15 protein-coding genes are annotated in these 16,408 nt (G+C 63.8%); 9 read left to right on the forward strand and 6 right to left on the reverse strand.

Annotation, left to right across the window (positions count from 1 at the left end; genetic code table 11):
- Positions 1-112: 112 nt before the first annotated feature.
- From dapA to H4I97_RS22280, 6 genes are read right to left on the reverse strand one after another with little or no spacing between them, the layout of a single operon-like run.
- Positions 113-1,030, reverse strand: coding sequence for a 4-hydroxy-tetrahydrodipicolinate synthase (gene dapA / locus H4I97_RS22255; RefSeq protein ID WP_182307886.1), 918 nt, complete (start codon positions 1,028-1,030; stop codon positions 113-115).
- A gap of 26 nt (positions 1,031-1,056) precedes the next feature.
- Positions 1,057-1,800: a 4-hydroxy-tetrahydrodipicolinate reductase gene (locus H4I97_RS22260; protein WP_182307887.1), complete on the reverse strand. Its 744-nt coding sequence runs from the start codon at positions 1,798-1,800 to the stop codon at positions 1,057-1,059.
- A gap of 11 nt (positions 1,801-1,811) precedes the next feature.
- The gene (locus H4I97_RS22265; protein ID WP_182307888.1) at positions 1,812-3,206 is read right to left on the reverse strand and encodes an aldehyde dehydrogenase family protein; all 1,395 of its coding nucleotides are present in this window, start codon (positions 3,204-3,206) and stop codon (positions 1,812-1,814) included.
- Positions 3,207-3,219: 13 nt separating this feature from the next.
- On the reverse strand, positions 3,220-4,566 hold the full coding sequence (locus H4I97_RS22270; protein WP_182307889.1) for an FAD-dependent oxidoreductase: 1,347 nt from the start codon (positions 4,564-4,566) through the stop codon (positions 3,220-3,222).
- Positions 4,559-4,813, reverse strand: a complete 255-nt coding sequence (locus H4I97_RS22275) for a 2Fe-2S iron-sulfur cluster-binding protein (RefSeq protein WP_182307890.1) — start codon at positions 4,811-4,813, stop codon at positions 4,559-4,561. Before H4I97_RS22275 ends, H4I97_RS22270 begins: the two co-directional genes overlap by 8 nt.
- Positions 4,810-5,982 (reverse strand): NAD(P)/FAD-dependent oxidoreductase, encoded by a 1,173-nt coding sequence (locus H4I97_RS22280; RefSeq protein WP_182307891.1) that lies wholly within the window; start codon positions 5,980-5,982, stop codon positions 4,810-4,812. The genes H4I97_RS22275 and H4I97_RS22280 overlap by 4 nt, the downstream gene beginning before the upstream one ends.
- A 157-nt stretch (positions 5,983-6,139) precedes the next feature.
- On the opposite strand from H4I97_RS22280, the gene H4I97_RS22285 reads away from it, so the two are divergent.
- The 9 genes from H4I97_RS22285 to H4I97_RS22325 all read left to right on the forward strand — a co-directional run bounded on the left by H4I97_RS22285 (position 6,140) and on the right by H4I97_RS22325 (position 16,396).
- Positions 6,140-7,069, forward strand: coding sequence for a LysR family transcriptional regulator (locus H4I97_RS22285; RefSeq protein WP_182307892.1), 930 nt, complete (start codon positions 6,140-6,142; stop codon positions 7,067-7,069).
- 160 nt (positions 7,070-7,229) lie between these two features.
- Positions 7,230-8,054, forward strand: coding sequence for a transporter substrate-binding domain-containing protein (locus H4I97_RS22290; protein WP_182307893.1), 825 nt, complete (start codon positions 7,230-7,232; stop codon positions 8,052-8,054).
- 135 nt (positions 8,055-8,189) lie between these two features.
- Positions 8,190-9,119, forward strand: a complete 930-nt coding sequence (locus tag H4I97_RS22295; protein WP_182307894.1) for an ArsR/SmtB family transcription factor — start codon at positions 8,190-8,192, stop codon at positions 9,117-9,119.
- A 127-nt stretch (positions 9,120-9,246) separates the two neighbouring features.
- Positions 9,247-10,758: an arabinosylfuranosidase ArfA gene (gene arfA, locus H4I97_RS22300; protein ID WP_182307895.1), complete on the forward strand. Its 1,512-nt coding sequence runs from the start codon at positions 9,247-9,249 to the stop codon at positions 10,756-10,758.
- Between the two features lie 7 nt (positions 10,759-10,765).
- Entirely contained in the window at positions 10,766-11,836 is a 1,071-nt protein-coding gene (locus tag H4I97_RS22305) for an ABC transporter ATP-binding protein (protein WP_182307896.1), read from the forward strand.
- A gap of 79 nt (positions 11,837-11,915) precedes the next feature.
- Positions 11,916-13,190 carry an extracellular solute-binding protein gene (locus tag H4I97_RS22310; protein ID WP_182307897.1) on the forward strand — a complete coding sequence of 425 codons (1,275 nt, stop codon included), beginning with the start codon at positions 11,916-11,918 and terminating at the stop codon, positions 13,188-13,190.
- Between the two features lie 70 nt (positions 13,191-13,260).
- A complete protein-coding gene (locus tag H4I97_RS22315; protein WP_182307898.1) occupies positions 13,261-14,145 on the forward strand; it encodes a carbohydrate ABC transporter permease in 885 nt (294 codons plus the stop codon).
- Positions 14,142-14,969, forward strand: a complete 828-nt coding sequence (locus tag H4I97_RS22320) for a carbohydrate ABC transporter permease (RefSeq protein ID WP_182307899.1) — start codon at positions 14,142-14,144, stop codon at positions 14,967-14,969. The genes H4I97_RS22315 and H4I97_RS22320 overlap by 4 nt, the downstream gene beginning before the upstream one ends.
- A 137-nt stretch (positions 14,970-15,106) precedes the next feature.
- Positions 15,107-16,396, forward strand: a complete 1,290-nt coding sequence (locus H4I97_RS22325) for an amidohydrolase family protein (protein WP_182307900.1) — start codon at positions 15,107-15,109, stop codon at positions 16,394-16,396.
- Positions 16,397-16,408: the final 12 nt, after the last annotated feature.

The following is a 16,408-nucleotide window of genomic DNA, read 5'->3' on the forward strand; positions in this document are numbered from 1 at the left end:
GCTCTCATGGTCGTTCCCCATCTTCTTCGTGATCCGGGACTGGCGTGGTCCAGCCATGGTTTCATGGTCCTATCTTCCGCGGCGTGCGGCAATGCAAAGCTGCGGCAGGCGCTTACCGCATTTCTTGGAAGGCCGCCGCAGCGGCGCTGTAGCGCCCGAGGATGCCGGTGAGCCGTTCACGGTTGGCGTCGGAAACCGGCACCATCGGCAGGCGCAGCTCCGGACCGGCGAGGTTCGAGAGGGCGAGTGCCGCCTTGACCGGTCCCGGATTGGACTCGATGAACATGCCTTCCGTGAGCTCGGCGACGATATCGTTGAGCGCCAGCGCGAGGCTGGTGTCACCGTTCTCCCATGCCCTCACCATCGCGACCATTTCGCGGGGGGCGACGTTGGCGACGACGCTGGTAACCCCGCAGGCACCGAGAGAAAGGAACGGCAGGGTGAGCCCGTCATCTCCGGAATGGATGATCAAGTCGTTGCCGCAAGTCCGACGCAGTGCGGTCACGCGGCCCGGATTGCCACCGGCCTCCTTGATCGCGACGATGTTGGCGTAGCGTTCCGTCAGCGTTGCACAGGTTTCCGGTGCGATCTCGACGCCGCAGCGGCCGGGAACCGAATAGAGCATGATGGGCAGGCTGGTCGCCTCGGCCACCGCGCCGTAATGGGCGATCAATCCGGCCTGGGTCGGCTTGTTGTAGTAGGGGGTGACCACCAGCAGCGCATCGGCTCCGGCTGCTTCCGCCGCCTTCGCCTTTTCGACCGCCTTGCACGTGTTGTTGGCGCCGGCGCCGGCGACCACGAGTGCACGGCCCTTCGCGAGTGCTGCGGTGCGGGCGACGAGCTCGACGGCCTCCTCGTCCGACAAGGTCGCGGCCTCACCGGTCGTGCCGACGGGGACGAGCCCGGTGACACCGGCCGAAAGCTGCCGTTCGACGAGCGCGTCGAAGGCGGCGATGTCGACACTCCCGTTCTTGAAGGGGGTGACGAGTGCGGTGAAGACGCCTTTGAAGCGCTGAGCCAAATCCTGCATGTGCCTCGATCCTTTCCTGTCTCTTGTTACCTGGCCAGACTGTCGGCCAGCGTATAGCGCCTGTTGGCGCGTGGTTCCGATATCAGCCACTCGGCTGCTGCAAGTGCACCTTCCGCGTAAGCCGCAAGGGTGTGGACGCGGTAGGTGAAGGTGACGTCCGCCGAGCCGAGATCGAAGCGAACCTCGTTGACGCCGACGGTATCGCCTTCCCGATGAACGGAGATCGGCGGTTCGGGGGCGGCAAATCCCATGACCTCACTGCGCGTCGCGTGCAGTTCGCCGGCCAGAAGCCGCGACGTGCCGGAGGGCTCGCTCTTCTTGCGCGCGTGATAGATCTCGGCGACCGAAGGCTCCGCCGCAGCCATGCGGCGCATGAAATCGACGGCGCCGAGACGAAAGGCTTCGAACCCGCGCGCGAAATTGGCGCTGATGAGCATCGGCCGATGGGCGGCATAGCCCGCGAGCCTCTCGGCCTCCTCGATGGAAAAGCCCGTCGTGCCGATGACCATCGGGATCGGTTTTTCGCCGATCTGCTCCTGGAAGGCGAGGCTTGCCGCAGGAGTCGAAAAGTCGATGACGACGTCGCAGTGGCTGTTCATCGCACTGTCGGCGGCCCGGTATTCGATACTGCCCCCGGCCACCGGCGTTCCGCAGAGCCGGGACGCCGGGGAGACGAGCGCTGCCGCCAGTTGCAGGCCGGGATTGGCGAGGACGAGCTCCACGAGCCTTGTGCCGACGCGGCCGGACGCCCCGAGAATGCCTACTCTCATCGTCCCGGCCCTCAATCGATCACCACCTTGGGCTCGGACATTTCCCGGAGCGCAATGCGGACTCCTTCGCGGCCGAGGCCTGAGCGTTTCACGCCGCCGAACGGCACATGTTCGGCCCGGAAATCCGGTCCTTCGTTGATCATTACGCCGCCCACCACGAGGTCGCGAGAGAACTGCTTGATGACGGCGTGGTCGTTGGTAAAGACGCCCGCCTGCAGTCCGTACTCCCCGGCATTGACCTCCGCGATCGCTTCCGCCGCGTCGCCGAAGGTGCGGATGGCGATGACGGGGCCGAAGGTCTCGTCGGCGATCACCGGCGCGTCGGCAGCGATCTCCGACAGGACGGTCGGTGCGAACAGCGCCCCGGCATGATTGCCACCGGTCAAGAGCTTGCCACGCTTGCCGGCGATGGTCGCATCGATCCGTTCCTGGACGTTCCTTGCTGCGACCGCATCGATGAGGGAACCCATATCGGTGTCGTCGAGGGAAGGATCGCCGAATTCGACCGCGTCGACTTCGGCGAGCAGCTTCTCCGTGAACGCCCGCTCGATATCGCGGTGGAGATAGAGCTTCTTGACGGCCGCGCAGCTCTGGCCGGCAATTTCGAAACGGTGACCGATCGTGGTGGCGACGGCCTTGTCGAGGTCCGCGTCCGGCATGACGAAGAGGGGATCATTGCCGCCGAGTTCCATCAGGCAGCGGACGAGGCCGCTTGCGTTCTTCAGCGCCAAGCCCGCCGTCGGTCCGCCGGTGAAGGAGAGAAGATTGATCGGCGAGCGGGCGAGCGAGAGGGCCACCTCGGCACCGCCGTGGACGACCTGGAAGAGATTGCGGGGCCAGCCGGCCCTCTCCGCCAGCGAGCAGAGCCTTTCGGCCGTGAGTGGCGCCTTCGGCGAGGGCTTGGCGACGACGGCATTGCCGGCCGCAATCGCCGGGCCGAGCTTGTGGCAGAGGAGGTTGAGCGGATAGTTGAAGGGCGTTATGGCGGCGACGACGCCGACGGGTTCATAGGTGATCGTCGCAAGCCGGTCGGCTCCGCCCTCGACGATCGCGCAGTGGAGCGCCTCGCCGTCGAGGAAGGTCGCCGCGTCACCCGAGAGCTTCAGAGTATTCTGGGCACGACGGACTTCATTGCGGGCTTCGCGGATGGTCTTGCCCATCTCCGACGAGATGATCCGCGCCAGGTCTTCGGCATCTGCCGCAATTTCGGCCGCAAGGGCATTCAGCAGGCTGCGACGAAGCGCCGGCGTCGAACGCCGGAAGTCCTGCTGGGCGATCTTCGCCCGGGCCACGGCCGCGGCGATCTCGGACGGCGTGCTTTCGGCGACGTCCCCGACGACATTGCCGTTGAACGGGTTCCGGACGGTGATTGTCGAGCCGGCGCTGAGGGTCGCGACTTGGGTCATCTATGGGCCTCTTCTAATCTTGCTGTTCGTCTTGGGGGATCGTCTCGTCGCCGCGCGCGGCGACGATTGCGCCGATCGGCACGGGTCGGATCGGCCAGCGTCGGCCGGTCAGATCCTCGGGGGAGGGGGGCGGCTGGTCGGGTCCGAGCGCGGCCATCAGCGCGGCGGTGTTGTCGGCGCAGAACCGTCCCTGGCAGGATCCCATGGCGTAGCGACCATTGTGCTTCACCTCGCGTCCGCTCGGAGCGTCCGGTCCGGCACACAGGCGCCTCAGGTCGCCGACCGTCCGGCTCTCGCAGCGGCAGAGGATTGTCTCGTCGGGCAGGCGCAAAAGCGGATCCGCGCGGTCGACCGGCTGGAAGAGCCGGCCGAGAACGTCCTGGGCCTGTCGCAGCCTCTTGATCTCGTTTCCGGGCCGGCTGCCACCGCCGGAGAGCCGCCTGGCGATCTCTCCCGCGGCCCGCCTTCCGTCGGAAATCGCCGCCCTCGCGCCGAGTGCCTCGCGGCAATCTCCGGCGCGCAGTATGACGGGATGCGACGCTTCCTCGGTGTGCTCGGCGGGAAGCCCGAATTCGTTGGGCCGGATGCCGTCGTGAAGACCGATGCGATCGACCTCGAAGACACGCTCGCGACCACGGCCATCGCGCACGAGGGCGCGCAAACTGTTGTTGCGCCGTTCGATCCCGACGACCGAGGCCGTGCGCATCCAGGGAATGCGGTGGAGATGGACCGTCCGCAGATAGGCGAGTGCCTCAGTGACGAGGTCCGGATAGGCGCAAAGCCCGACACCTGCCGCAAACCGGCGGAGGGGATCGCCGGCCTCGACGATGGCGGCGGGTGGATTGCCGAGCTTCGCCATCTGCGCCGCGACCGCGATGAGGAGCGGGCCGTTGCCGGCGAGCAGAACGCGCCCGACAGGCGCCCGACCGGTTTCCTTCATCATCACCTGAAGGCCGCCCGCCGTCGACACGCCGGCAAGCTGCCAGCCGGGACGGGGCAAGACCTTCTCCACGGCACCGACAGCAAGGATGACGGCCCGGGCCGCAATTTGCCTGACCTTTCCGGCATGGCGATCTTCAATGAGGACGAGGCCGGTCCCGTCGACACCAACGAAAACCGAGCGATGCCGGACCGCAATACCGCTTGCGGCAAAGTCATCGGCAAGCGCGTGCCAGCGGCGCTCGGCGCTTGCCGTCTGCCGTACGGGGCTAACCCCTGCGATCGGCTGGCGATAGATCGCACCACCGATGGTCTCGCGCTGGTCGACGATTTCGACCGAGACGCCGCTGCGGCGGAGTTCGACGGCTGCGGCGAGCCCGGCGGGGCCGGCGCCGACGATCAGGACATCGACGTCAGTCATGATGCACCCCTATGCTCTCGACCTTCATTCCAGCGCGCGCGGGTGTCAGGCAGGCCTCGCGTGCGACGCCGTCGATGATCGCCAGGCAGCACTGGCAGGCGCCGGTCCCGCAGAAATAGCGTGCCTCGACGTCCAGTGCGTCACGCCCGAGGATCGTGATACCGGCGGCATCGAGCGCCGCCGCCACGCTTTCGCCCGGACGGAACGGAATCTCCCGGCCCATGAAATCGAAGAGATGCCCGCTCATGCAGCTACCTCGATACCGGCAAACCGGGCGGGATCGAACGCGGCGAGATCGATGGACGGTTCTTCGTCACAGGCGAGCTCGACAACCGCCTTGGCGGCGACTGGACCGAGACAGATGCCGTCGCCTTCGAAGCCGGTGGTGACGTAGGTATTCTCGAGACCCGGCAGGCGACCGATCAGCGGCAGGCCGTCGACGACGGCGGTGCGCACACCGGCAAAGCTTCGCAGTAGCCGGACCTCGGCGAGACCGGGAACCAGCGCAACCGCATCCGCGAGAATGCGTGACACCGCGTCGAGGTCGTTGGTGCGATGGTTGTCGGTATCCTCGCGTGTGCCGCCGATGAGAAACTGCCCTGTGGTCAGCGGATCAATCACCAGACCGATGCCGCGGGCGGGTTTGCCGGCGTCGGCCGTCTTCTGGCTGCCCTTGCTCAGGAGGTAGCGCCCGGACATGATTGCACCCGGCATGGCGGCATTGAGCTGCGGCGCGCGCTCGGTGACGAGAAGCTGCCCCTTGCGCGGCGCGAACGTGTCGCGAAGACCGAGCAGATGTGCCGAGCCGCTTCCGGCCGCGAGGATCACCGCGTCGGCCTTCAGTATGCCCCTGCTGGTTTCCACACCCTCGGCACGTCCGCCGGAGACAAGAAGCCTGCGCACGGGCTCGTCGCGCCGGACCGTCATACCGGCAGCCGTCAGCAGCCGATGGACGATCCGGTAGCCGATCGCGTGACCCTCGCCATGAACCTCGACCGCCATCTCTGTATTGGGCGAGAGCACGGGAAAGCGTCGTGCGGTCTCGGCACGGGAAAGCCTCTCGGTATGCACGCCGGTGCTCGCCAGAGCATCGGCATGGGCGTGCAGCACCTGCGCCTCCTGCTCCGACGACGCGACGATGAAGGTCGAACGCAGCTTGAAGAGATCGGCAAACAGGCCTTCGCCAGCCAGTTCGCGATAGAGCCGGATGCCGCGCAGTGCGGCCTCCATCATCGGACCCGGCCGCTTGCTGGCGACCGAGACTGCACCGTCTGCGGCCCCGGTTGCCGCGGCGGCGGGAGCGGCTGCCTCGAGCACTTCGACATCCACGCCGCGCCGCGCCAGGAAATAGGCGGCTGCCGCGCCGGATATCCCCGATCCGATGACGATGGCTGATCTTGGTGGGCGGGACTTCATATCATTTGACCGAGATTCTTGCGTTCGATACATCTGATATTGGCGAAGTGCGGCCTCTCCCGTCGATACAAGATGACGGCCTTACCAGTTCACGAAATTTGTATCCGCTGGAAAGAAAAGTCCCCTTATGCCGATCGGGTATAAAAGGGGCCCAGCAATGGCGAAGATCAGCCTTACACTCATCCAGACCTTCTATCAGGTGGCGCGGCACGGCTCCTTTTCGGGCGCGGCGCGCGAGCTGAATCTCAGCTATCAGTCGGCGGCAAACCACGTCCGGCGGCTCGAGCAGATCCTTCAGGGCAAGCTCATCGATAGCGAACAGGGGGCGAAGAGGATTTCGCTGACGCCGCGGGGGCGTGCCCTTTACAATCTCCTCCATCCGGAGCTGGACATTATGCTCGAACGGCTCACCAAGCTGATCGAGAACCAGCGCTCGTCACTTCGCGTGGGCATGCCGCAGGCCATCTTCTTTTACCTGTTTCCCAAGGTCCTGGCGCGTTTCCGCGAGAGCTTCCCGGAGATGGAATTCGCCATCTACGAGCGCGACACCGTGCTCGCCGAGCTGGTGAAGAACGGCAGTCTCGATGTCTGCATCTCGGAGCGCTATTTCGGTGATCCGGTGGTGCCGCAACGGCTTCTCGGCAGCTATCGGCTGAGCCTCGTCTATCCCCGTGCCTGGGGTGAGCCGCCGGCGGCTGAGGACATTCCCGCCTGGACGGAGGGGCGGCCCTTCGTCACCTACGAGCCGGGACAGACACTCAGAAACCTTTCGGTCGACTTCCTTGCGCGCGACGGCGTCGCCGTCCAGCCGATCATCTCAACGTCGGGCAGTTCGAGCGTCAAACGCTGCGTGGAGGAAGGGCTCGGCTTTTCCATCATCCCGTCCTGGTGCATCGGTCCGGAAGACCACACCATCGCGTCGGTCAGGCTGGATACGCTGCCGGAAGTGCGGGTCTATTTCGGAAGCGCCAGCTTCCTGCAGAAGCATCCGATGGTTCTGAAGCTCTTCGAGGACTGTCAGCGCGAACTCGTCGGCCCGGTGCTCGACCCGCCGCAAGGCGGCGACTTTCCCCGAAGCGGCCTTTGAGCGACAACATACAAAAATGCCGATAAGTGACTCCGGTTCTCTAGCATTGTGCCGCTTCCGTTCGGCGATACGCTGTCCATGGCCGCGATTGCTCCTACGGAAATGGACGGATGCGAGGCGGGTAGACAATCGATCTCGGGGAACAAGGGAGAACCTTACCATGAAACTTTTCGCCAAGCTTTGTAGTATTGCCGCCGTCGCGGCATCGCTTCTTGCGACATCTGCCTCGGCGGGCACGATCGACGACATCCGTTCGCGCGGCGTGCTCAGGATACCGGCGATCCTCAACGAAGTGCCCTACTTCAACAAGGACCCGCGCACAGGCGAGTGGCAGGGCTTCGTCATCGACATGGCGAACGACATCGCCAAGACGCTGGACGTGAAGCTCGAAGTCGTGGAGTCGAGCTGGTCGAACGCAATCCTGGACGTGCAGAGCGGCAAGGTGGATATGGCGTTTGCCGTGACCGCGACGCCGGTCCGCGCCATGTCGGTCTCCTTCTCCGATCCGACCTACTATAACAGTTTCGTCCTCGTCTCGGCCAACGACGAGCTCGCCGGCAAGTCGTGGAACGAGCTGAACGACCCGAAATACACCTTCGCCGTCGACCTCGGCTCCGCCCAGGACCTGATGGCCACCCAGTATCTTCCGAAGGCGAACATCCTGCGCTTCAAGACCCGCGATGAAGCGATCGTCGCCGTGACGACGGGCAAGGCTGAGGGCCTGGTGAACACGATGCTGAACGGGCTCGTTATCGCCAAGAAGGCGCCCGCGGTGGGCAACGTCAAGGTACCGACGCCCGTCCTTTCCACCCCGTCCGTCATCGCGCTCAATTACGGTGCCGACGAAACGTTCAAGAGCTTCGTCTCGGCCTGGGCGGAATACAATCGCCGCATTGGCAACAACCAGACCTGGATCCTGAACAGCCTGAAGCCCTTCGGCGTCGAGCTGACCGACATGCCTCCGGGCTTCGGCTTCGGCGGTTGATCCTCCGCAGTCAAACGAACAGTACACGCCGGCGAGCATGAAAGTGCTCGCCGGCTTTCGTTCGACATGGACTTTCCGGGCGCGATCTTTTACATCGGAAATCGTGATATAGACCCGGTTTGTCTGGATGAACGCATGACACCCAATTTTCTCCTGATCGATGCGGAGAAGGAATTCGACGTGCTGAAGGCGGCAGCCTCGCTCGTGCGGGTCCAGATCCTGAAGCTCCTGCACGAGGCGAACGGCCTTAATGTCAACGAGATCGCCGAGAGGCTGGAGCTCCCGCAATCGACGGTGTCGACAAGCGTGGCGCTGCTCGAGGAGGCGGGCCTTTTGCGGACCGAAGCACGCAAGGGACGCAAGGGTAGTCAGAAGGTGTGTTTCGCCACCTGCGACGAGCTGATCGTATCTTTTCACAAGGCGGAGAAGGCGAGCGAAAGCAAAGATATAACCGTCGCGATGCCGCTCGGTCTCTATACCCAGAGTTCGGTCACGGGCCCGTGCGGCATCTGCTCGCCGGAAGGCATCATCGGGCTTCTCGACGTGCCGGAGACCTTCATGGATCCCGACCGCATGAAGGCGGCGCTCCTCTGGTTCACCTCCGGCTACGTGGAATACCAGTTTCCCAACAATGCCAAGATCCAGGGCCGCGCCGTCCGCGAGATGTCCTTTGCCATGGAGGTGAGCTCGGAAGTTCCCGGCACGCACAGCAACTGGCCCTCCGACATCACGCTCAGCGTCAACGGCATCGAGATCGGCGTCTGGACCTCGCCTGGCGATTTCGGCGACAAGCGCGGCACCTACACGCCCGACTGGTGGAAGCTTTCCGGCTCGCAGTACGGCATGCTGAAGACGTGGCGGATCACCAATGACGGAACCTTCGTCGACGGCACGAAGATCTCCGATATCGCTCTGAAAGATCTTGATCTCTCGGCCCATCGCTCGATCCGTCTGAGGATCGAGGTGAAGGCTGACGCCAAGCATCCCGGCGGTCTGAACATCTTCGGCCGTGGTTTCGGCAATTACGATCAGGACATCGTGCTCAGATTGCGCGTCGCCGACTGACACGATGACCCGGCTGGCAAAAGTGTGATTTTTCCGGTTGACAGCTTCAATCACTCCCTGCATGAATATTAAAAAATACGGTCTATATCAAAAATAGTGATATAGAAAATCATGCGGGAGGAAGCCTATGAAAGTGCGCGTCTCCGTCCATCGTGACTTCCGGATCGGCCCGATCGACGACCGGCTCTATTCCGCCTTCATCGAACACATGGGCCGTGCCATCTACGGCGGCATCTACGAGCCCGGGCACCCGCAGGCAGACGAAAACGGCTTTCGCAAGGACGTGCTGAAATTCGTTCAGGATCTGAAGATTCCCGCGATCCGCTATCCGGGCGGTAACTTCGTTTCCGCCTACCGATGGGAAGACGGCATCGGCCCGCGCGACCAGCGACCGGTACGCCTCGACCTTGCCTGGCGGTCGAAGGAAACGAACCAGGTCGGCATCAATGAGTTCGCCGAATGGGCGAAGATGGCCGGCATAGAGATGATGCTTGCCGTCAATCTCGGCTCCCGCGGCCTCGATGACGCGCGAAACTTCCTCGAATACGTGAACTTCCCGGGCGGGACGACGCTGAGCGACCTTCGTCGTAGCCACGGCGCGACCGCGCCGCACGGTGTCAGGATGTGGTGCCTCGGCAACGAAATGGACGGACCCTGGCAGATCGGCCACAAGACCGCCGTCGAATACGGCCGGCTCGCCAACGAGACGGCCAAAGCCTTCAAGGCCTTCGACGCGACCATCGAGACGGTGGTCTGCGGCAGCTCCAACGACCGCATGCCGACCTACCCCGAATGGGAGCGCGAGGTGCTGGAGGAATGCTACGAGAACGTCGAATACATCTCGCTGCACAAATACTTCGGCAATAACAGCGGCGACACGCTGAATTATTTCGGCAAGATCGAGGAGACCGGCCGCTACATCGGGACGATCGCCGGTGTCATCGACTACGTGAAGGCGAAGAAGCGCGCGAAGAACGATGTGCGGATCTGCTTCGACGAATGGAACGTCTGGTATCACATCCGCGAGGAGGACGGCCGGCGGATCAAGGGCTGGGACTGGCCGGAGGCGCCGGCTCTGCTCGAGGAGACCTACAATTTCGAGGACGCACTCTTCGTTGCCGGCTTGCTCAACGAGTTCATCCGCCGGTCCGACCGGGTGCGGATCGCCTGCATCGCCCAGCTCGTCAACGTGATCGCGCCGATCCGCGCCGAAAAGAACGGCCCCGCCTGGCGCCAGACGATCTACTACCCTTACCAGTTCGCCTCGCTCTATGGACGGGGCACTGCGCTGAACGTGGCGGTCGACTGCCCGACCTACGACTGCCGTGCCGCCGACGACGTGAAGTACCTCGACGTGGCGGGTGTCCACGACGAGGAGGAGGGGATCGTCACTCTCTTCATCCTGAACAGGCATCTGAGCGACGCCGCAGAGCTCGACCTCGGCCTCACCGGTTTTGCCGCGCCGGAGCTTCTCCTGCATCTCACCATGGCGGGTCATGACCTGCGCACGGGCAACGGGCCGGACCACCCGGATCGCGTCGCACCGGTTCCGGGTTCCGGCGTCGGCGTCGAGGACGGGGCGCTGAAGGGCTCGCTGCCGGCGCTCTCCTACCACGTTCTCCGCCTGAAGGTCCGGTGAGGGCGGGATGGGTGTCCGTCTCGCAAACGTCGCCAAGTCCTTCGCATCGTTCCGCGCCATACGGGACGTCTCGATGGACATCCCGACGGGAAGCTTCGCGGTCTTCGTCGGTCCGTCCGGCTGCGGAAAGTCGACGCTGCTGCGCATGATCGCCGGGCTCGAGGAGACGAGCGGCGGGCAGATCTTCATCGACGGCCGCGAGGTGACCGCCGTCGAGCCGGCCGATCGCGGCGTTGCCATGGTGTTTCAGAACTACGCCCTCTATCCGCATCTGACGGTCTTCGAGAACATGGCTTTCAGCCTGAGACTCGCGCGCCGGCCGAAGGCGGAAGTCGCCGAGCGTGTTGGCGAGGCAGCCCGCATCCTGCAACTCGAGGAGCACCTCGAAAAGAAACCGTCGCAGCTTTCCGGCGGGCAGAGGCAGCGCGTCGCCATCGGCCGCGCCATCGTGCGGCAGCCGAAGGTCTTCCTGTTCGACGAACCGCTGTCCAACCTCGACGCCGAACTGCGCGTGCAGATGCGCCTCGAACTCACACGTCTTCACCGCAAGCTCGGCGCGACGATGATCTACGTCACCCATGATCAGGTGGAAGCGATGACGCTTGCCGACCGGATCTTCGTGCTGAAGGCCGGCGTGCTCCAGCAGGCGGGCGCCCCGCTCGAACTCTATGACGAGCCGGAGAACCGTTTCGTCGCGGGCTTCATCGGCTCGCCCTCGATGAACTTCCTGCCCGCGACCGTGGTCGGCCGGGCGCCTGAGGGCGCCGTCGTTGCCGTCGAGGGGAGCGAGCACCGGTTCGTCGCGCGTATGGCAAAGCCATTGCCGGAGGGTCATGCCGTCGAGATCGGCATACGGCCGGAACACCTGGCGATCGGCGAGGGCGGGCTGCCCGTCACCGTCGAGGTGGCCGAGGAGCTCGGCGACATCTCCTATCTCTACACGCGCACGGCGAGCGGGCGGGAGCTCATCGTCCAGCGGCAGGGATCGCGCGAGCGCCTGGACGGCAGGGCGGTCGCCGTTTCGGCGGCAGCGCAGAACGTGCTGGTCTTCGACAAGGAAGGGAAAAGATTGCGCTAGGCGCAGGGAGGCGCCTTTCGCATTTCGCGAGATCATCCCGAGCGCGGGATGACGGCGACTAAAACCGGGAGGAATGACGATGCGACTGTTCAAGACATTGCTGCTGGGTACCGCACTGACCCTGGGCGCCATGCCGGCGCTCGCAAAGGAAACCGTCATCTGGTGGGATTTCCTGTCGGGCGGCGACGGTGTCCGCATGAAGGCGCTGATCGACGGCTTCAACAAGGAACATCCCGACATTCAGATCCAGGGCACGACGCTCGAATGGGGCGTGCCCTTCTATACCAAGGTGAGAACCGCCTCCGCCGTCGGGGAAGGCCCCGACGTCATGACCTATCATCTGTCGCGCGCGCCGCTTGGCCTCGAGGAAAACGTTCTCAGCGAAATCACCAACGAGGACCTCGCGACAGCCGAGCTGAAAAGAAGCGACTTCTTCGAGGCACCGATCGACGCGGCGACGAAGGACGGCAAGCTCTACGCCGTGCCCTTCGATATCCACGCGCTGATCCTCTACTACAATGCCGATCTGCTCGAAGGCTCGCCCTACCTCGACGCCAATGGCAAGCTGACGGGCATCAACTCGATCGAGGACTTCGATGCAGCGCTCGCATGGGCGAAGGAGAAAGGGGTCGAGACGCCCGTCACCTACCAGACTGGCGGCGAAGGCGGGGTCTGGCGCGTCTTCTACACGCTTCTTTCCCAGCAGGGCGGTGAGTTCGTGACGAACGGCGAAGTGCTTTCCGGCGACAATGCCGAAAAGGCTGCCAAAGCGATCGACATCATGTCGAAGTGGCGGGAGAACGGCTGGGCGCCTGAACAGGCGGAATACGAGGCCTCCGTCGCGCTGTTTTCCGCCGGCAAGTCCGCCTTCCAGCTGAACGGCGTATGGGAGGTTCCGACCTTCAAGGATCTCGAAAAGAGCGGCAAGCTCGGCTTCAAGTGGGGTGCGGTCGAGGTGCCGGCCCTCTTGGGCAAGCGCGCGACCTGGGCCGATTCCCACGCGTTTGCGATCCCGAACGAGGGCGACAAGACGATCTCCGGGGAGAAGCGCGCAGCCGTGATGACGGTAATCGGCTGGATGGAAAAGCATGCGATCGGCTGGGCCGATGCCGGTCACATCCCAGCCTACAAGGCGGTGACGACGAGCGACGAATACAAGGCGATGGAGCCGAACGCCACCTATGCTTCGCTGGCGGAAGCGGCGGTCTTCGATCCCAAGACGACGATCACGGGCGTCGCATCGCCGGCCTATGACGCGGCGCTCAACATCATCGCCCCGGCGATCCAGGGCTATATGAGCGGTGCCGACGCCGTGGAGCAGATCAAGGCGGACCTGCAGGACAAGCTGCAGTGATCCCGGCCGCCCTCCGGAGTTCCCCTCGCCGGAGGGCGGCTTGTTTTCCGCACGTATCGGAGGCCCAGCCATGGCGATGATCGAGAATCGGAAAAAGAAGTCGCTGATCGCGCTGACGATGGTGGCGCCGTTCATCGTGGTCTTCTCGACTTTCTTTCTCTACCCGATGATCGAGATGATCCGGATGAGTTTCACCGATGCGCCGCTCGTCGGAGAGGGGAACTGGGTCGGGGTGGACAACTACATCCGCCTTATCGGCGACCGTCTCTTCGTCACCTCCTTGAAGAACAACGGCTATTTCGTGCTTCTGACAGTCGTGCCGACGACGGTGATTGCACTCCTGATCGCGCTTGCGGTCAGTCGCCTCAAGGGCGTGGCGCAGACGCTGGCGCTCAGTCTCTTCTTCCTGCCGTACGTGCTCCCGGTGTCGGTGGTGACGGAAATCTGGGCCTGGATGCTGGACCTCCAGTTCGGTATCCTGCAGCCGCTGATCGCGCTCGTCTCCGGCAAGCCCGTCGCGGTCTTCAAGAACCCTTACTGGGTAATGCCGATGGTTGCCCTCGTCACGATCTGGTGGACGAATGGCTTCAACGTCCTGCTCTTCATCGCCGGGCTCCGCAACATCCCCCAGGAACTCTACGAGGCGGCCGCGCTCGACGGCGCGACACGTTTTCAGCGGTTCCGGCGGGTAACCTGGCCGCTGCTCTGGCCGGTCACGGCGCTTGTGCTCACGCTCCAGCTCATCCTGCAGCTCAAGATCTTCGACCAGATCTACCTCCTAAGCGGCGGCGGGCCGTTCAACTCCTCCTATGTTCTCCTGCTGAAGGTCTACCGTGAGGCGTTCCAGATGAACCACGGAGGCTATGCCTCGGCGGTCGCGACCGTGCTCTTCATGCTGATCGCCGTCGTTTCCGTTCTGCAATACCAGCTTCTGCGCATTCGGAGGGGAGCATGAGTGCCGCCAGACGTCTCGAAAACCTCGTCCTGACGATCTTCACCTTCTCCGCCGCGCTCGTCTGGATCTTTCCGCTCTACTGGAGCTTCGTGACCTCGCTGCGCTCGGAGGAAAACGTCGTCGGCAATGCCTCCCTCCTTCCGGACGAGTTCCGGCTGTCGGCCTATGTCGACGCCATCTTCAATACCCGGTTGATGGTCTGGTATTTCAACTCGGTCGGAACCGCAGTGATCGTCACGGTCACCGTCCTCGTCATCTCAATGCTCTGCGCCTACGCGCTGTCGCAGATCCGGTTTCCCGGACGCCGCCTGCTTTACGGCGTGGTCCTTGCAAGTTTCATGGTTCCGACGCAGGCGCTTCTCGTCAATCAGTTCATTCTGATGAACAACCTCAACCTCATCAATACCTGGGCCGGGATCATCCTGCCGCAGCTCATCACGCCGATCGTCATCATCGTCTACAAGCAGTTCTTCGACAGTGTGCCGAAGGAGATGCGCGAGGCGGTGGTGCTCGACGGCGGCGGAGAATTCACCATTCTGTTTCGGATTTATCTGCCGCTCAACTGGGGCATCACCACCGCCATGGCAATCGTCACATTCATCACGGTGTGGAACGCCTTCCTCTGGCCTTTCCTCGTCGTCACATCCGAAGACATGATGACAATCCCCGTCGGCATCACCCAGGTGAACGACGCTTTCGGTGTCGCCTATGCCCGTCTGATGGCGGTAGCCATGCTCGCCGCACTGCCCGTCATTCTCGCCTATGTTCTCTTCCAGCGCCGGGTAACCGAGGCGATCATGATCTCGTCCGGCGTCAAGGGCTGAGCTCGGCGCGCCGTATGGTTCCGCAAGAAGGCGGCGCTCGCCTTCTTTCCTCACCAGCTTTTCCGGATGAATCGGTATAGTCTGTCCGGGACATCGGAGCCCGCTCTCCGGCATGTTCCCCGACGACGAGGCTCGCCATGTTCGATCTGATCATCCGCAACGCCAACCTGCCCGACGGCCGTTCCGGCTTCGACATCGGGCTTGCCGGCGGCAGGATCGCAGCGATCGAAAAACGCATCGACGCGACCGCCGGTGAGACGTTCGACGCAACGGGACGCCTTGCCAGCCCGCCGTTCTGCGATCCGCATTTTCATATGGACGCGACGCTCTCGCTCGGCCTGCCGCGCATGAACGTCTCCGGCACGCTTCTCGAAGGCATCGCCCTTTGGGGCGAGCTGCGGCCGCGGCTGACGAAGGAGGCGCTGGTCGAACGGGCGCTGCGCTACTGCGACCTCGCCGTCACCCAGGGCCTTCTTTTCATCCGCAGCCACGTCGACACCTCCGACCCGCGGCTGATAACGGCCGAAGCGCTGATCGAGGTGAGGGAGCGGGTGAGACCCTATATCGAGCTGCAGCTCGTCGCCTTTCCGCAGGATGGATACTATCGCGCGGCCGAGGGAGAGAAATCACTCGAACGCGCCCTCGACATGGGCCTCGACATCGTCGGCGGCATCCCGCATTTCGAGCGGACCATGGAGGATGGCCGGCGCTCGCTCGAGGCGCTCTGCCGGATCGCTGCCGAGCGCGACCTTCCCGTCGACATCCATTGCGACGAGACGGACGATCCGATGTCGCGCCACATCGAGACGCTGGTGGCGGAGACCGTGCGCCACGGGCTGCAGGGACGTGTCGCTGGCTCGCATCTCACCTCAATGCACTCGATGGACAACTATTACGTCTCCAAGCTCATGCCGCTGATGGCAGAGGCCGAGATCAACGTCATCCCCAACCCGCTGATCAACATCATGCTGCAGGGTCGCCACGACACCTATCCGAAGCGCCGCGGCATGACGCGCGTACGCGAACTCATGGCGGCGGGCCTCAACGTCTCCTTCGGGCAGGACTGCATGATGGACCCGTGGTATGCGATGGGCTCGGCCGACATGCTCGAGGTCGGCCACATGGCGATTCATGTGGCGCAGATGGGCGGCGTCGAGGACAAAAGGCGGATCTACGAGGCACTGACCGTCAATTCGGCGAGGACCATGGGCCTCGACGGCTACGGGCTTTCGGTCGGCTGCAAGGCCGATCTCGTCGTGTTGCAGGCCGCGGATGTCGTGGAAGCCCTGCGGCTCAAGCCGACGCGGCTCCTCGTCGTCAAGGGCGGCAGAGTCGTTTCCCGCTCCGCCCCCCGTATTGGCGAACTCTTTCTCGAAGGCCGCCCGGCCAGCATCGATCCCGGTCGGGATTACGCTCCGCGCCTCTGAACGGCCGAACTC

Origin of the sequence: Ciceribacter thiooxidans, assembly GCF_014126615.1 — a bacterium.
Lineage (GTDB): Bacteria > Pseudomonadota > Alphaproteobacteria > Rhizobiales > Rhizobiaceae > Allorhizobium > Allorhizobium thiooxidans.

Bases quoted from the DNA above. Each gene is read 5' to 3' on its own strand.
- H4I97_RS22310 (WP_182307897.1), top strand. From the start codon at position 11,916: ATGCGACTGTTCAAGACATTGCTGCTGGGTACCGCACTGACCCTGGGC.
- dapA (WP_182307886.1), bottom strand. From the start codon at position 1,030: ATGCAGGATTTGGCTCAGCGCTTCAAAGGCGTCTTCACCGCACTCGTC.
- H4I97_RS22295 (WP_182307894.1), top strand. From the start codon at position 8,190: ATGACACCCAATTTTCTCCTGATCGATGCGGAGAAGGAATTCGACGTG.
- H4I97_RS22290 (WP_182307893.1), top strand. From the start codon at position 7,230: ATGAAACTTTTCGCCAAGCTTTGTAGTATTGCCGCCGTCGCGGCATCG.
- H4I97_RS22305 (WP_182307896.1), top strand. From the start codon at position 10,766: ATGGGTGTCCGTCTCGCAAACGTCGCCAAGTCCTTCGCATCGTTCCGC.
- H4I97_RS22260 (WP_182307887.1), bottom strand. From the start codon at position 1,800: ATGAGAGTAGGCATTCTCGGGGCGTCCGGCCGCGTCGGCACAAGGCTC.
- H4I97_RS22285 (WP_182307892.1), top strand. From the start codon at position 6,140: ATGGCGAAGATCAGCCTTACACTCATCCAGACCTTCTATCAGGTGGCG.
- H4I97_RS22315 (WP_182307898.1), top strand. From the start codon at position 13,261: ATGGCGATGATCGAGAATCGGAAAAAGAAGTCGCTGATCGCGCTGACG.
- arfA (WP_182307895.1), top strand. From the start codon at position 9,247: ATGAAAGTGCGCGTCTCCGTCCATCGTGACTTCCGGATCGGCCCGATC.
- H4I97_RS22280 (WP_182307891.1), bottom strand. From the start codon at position 5,982: ATGAAGTCCCGCCCACCAAGATCAGCCATCGTCATCGGATCGGGGATA.
- H4I97_RS22325 (WP_182307900.1), top strand. From the start codon at position 15,107: ATGTTCGATCTGATCATCCGCAACGCCAACCTGCCCGACGGCCGTTCC.
- H4I97_RS22270 (WP_182307889.1), bottom strand. From the start codon at position 4,566: ATGACTGACGTCGATGTCCTGATCGTCGGCGCCGGCCCCGCCGGGCTC.
- H4I97_RS22275 (WP_182307890.1), bottom strand. From the start codon at position 4,813: ATGAGCGGGCATCTCTTCGATTTCATGGGCCGGGAGATTCCGTTCCGT.
- H4I97_RS22320 (WP_182307899.1), top strand. From the start codon at position 14,142: ATGAGTGCCGCCAGACGTCTCGAAAACCTCGTCCTGACGATCTTCACC.
- H4I97_RS22265 (WP_182307888.1), bottom strand. From the start codon at position 3,206: ATGACCCAAGTCGCGACCCTCAGCGCCGGCTCGACAATCACCGTCCGG.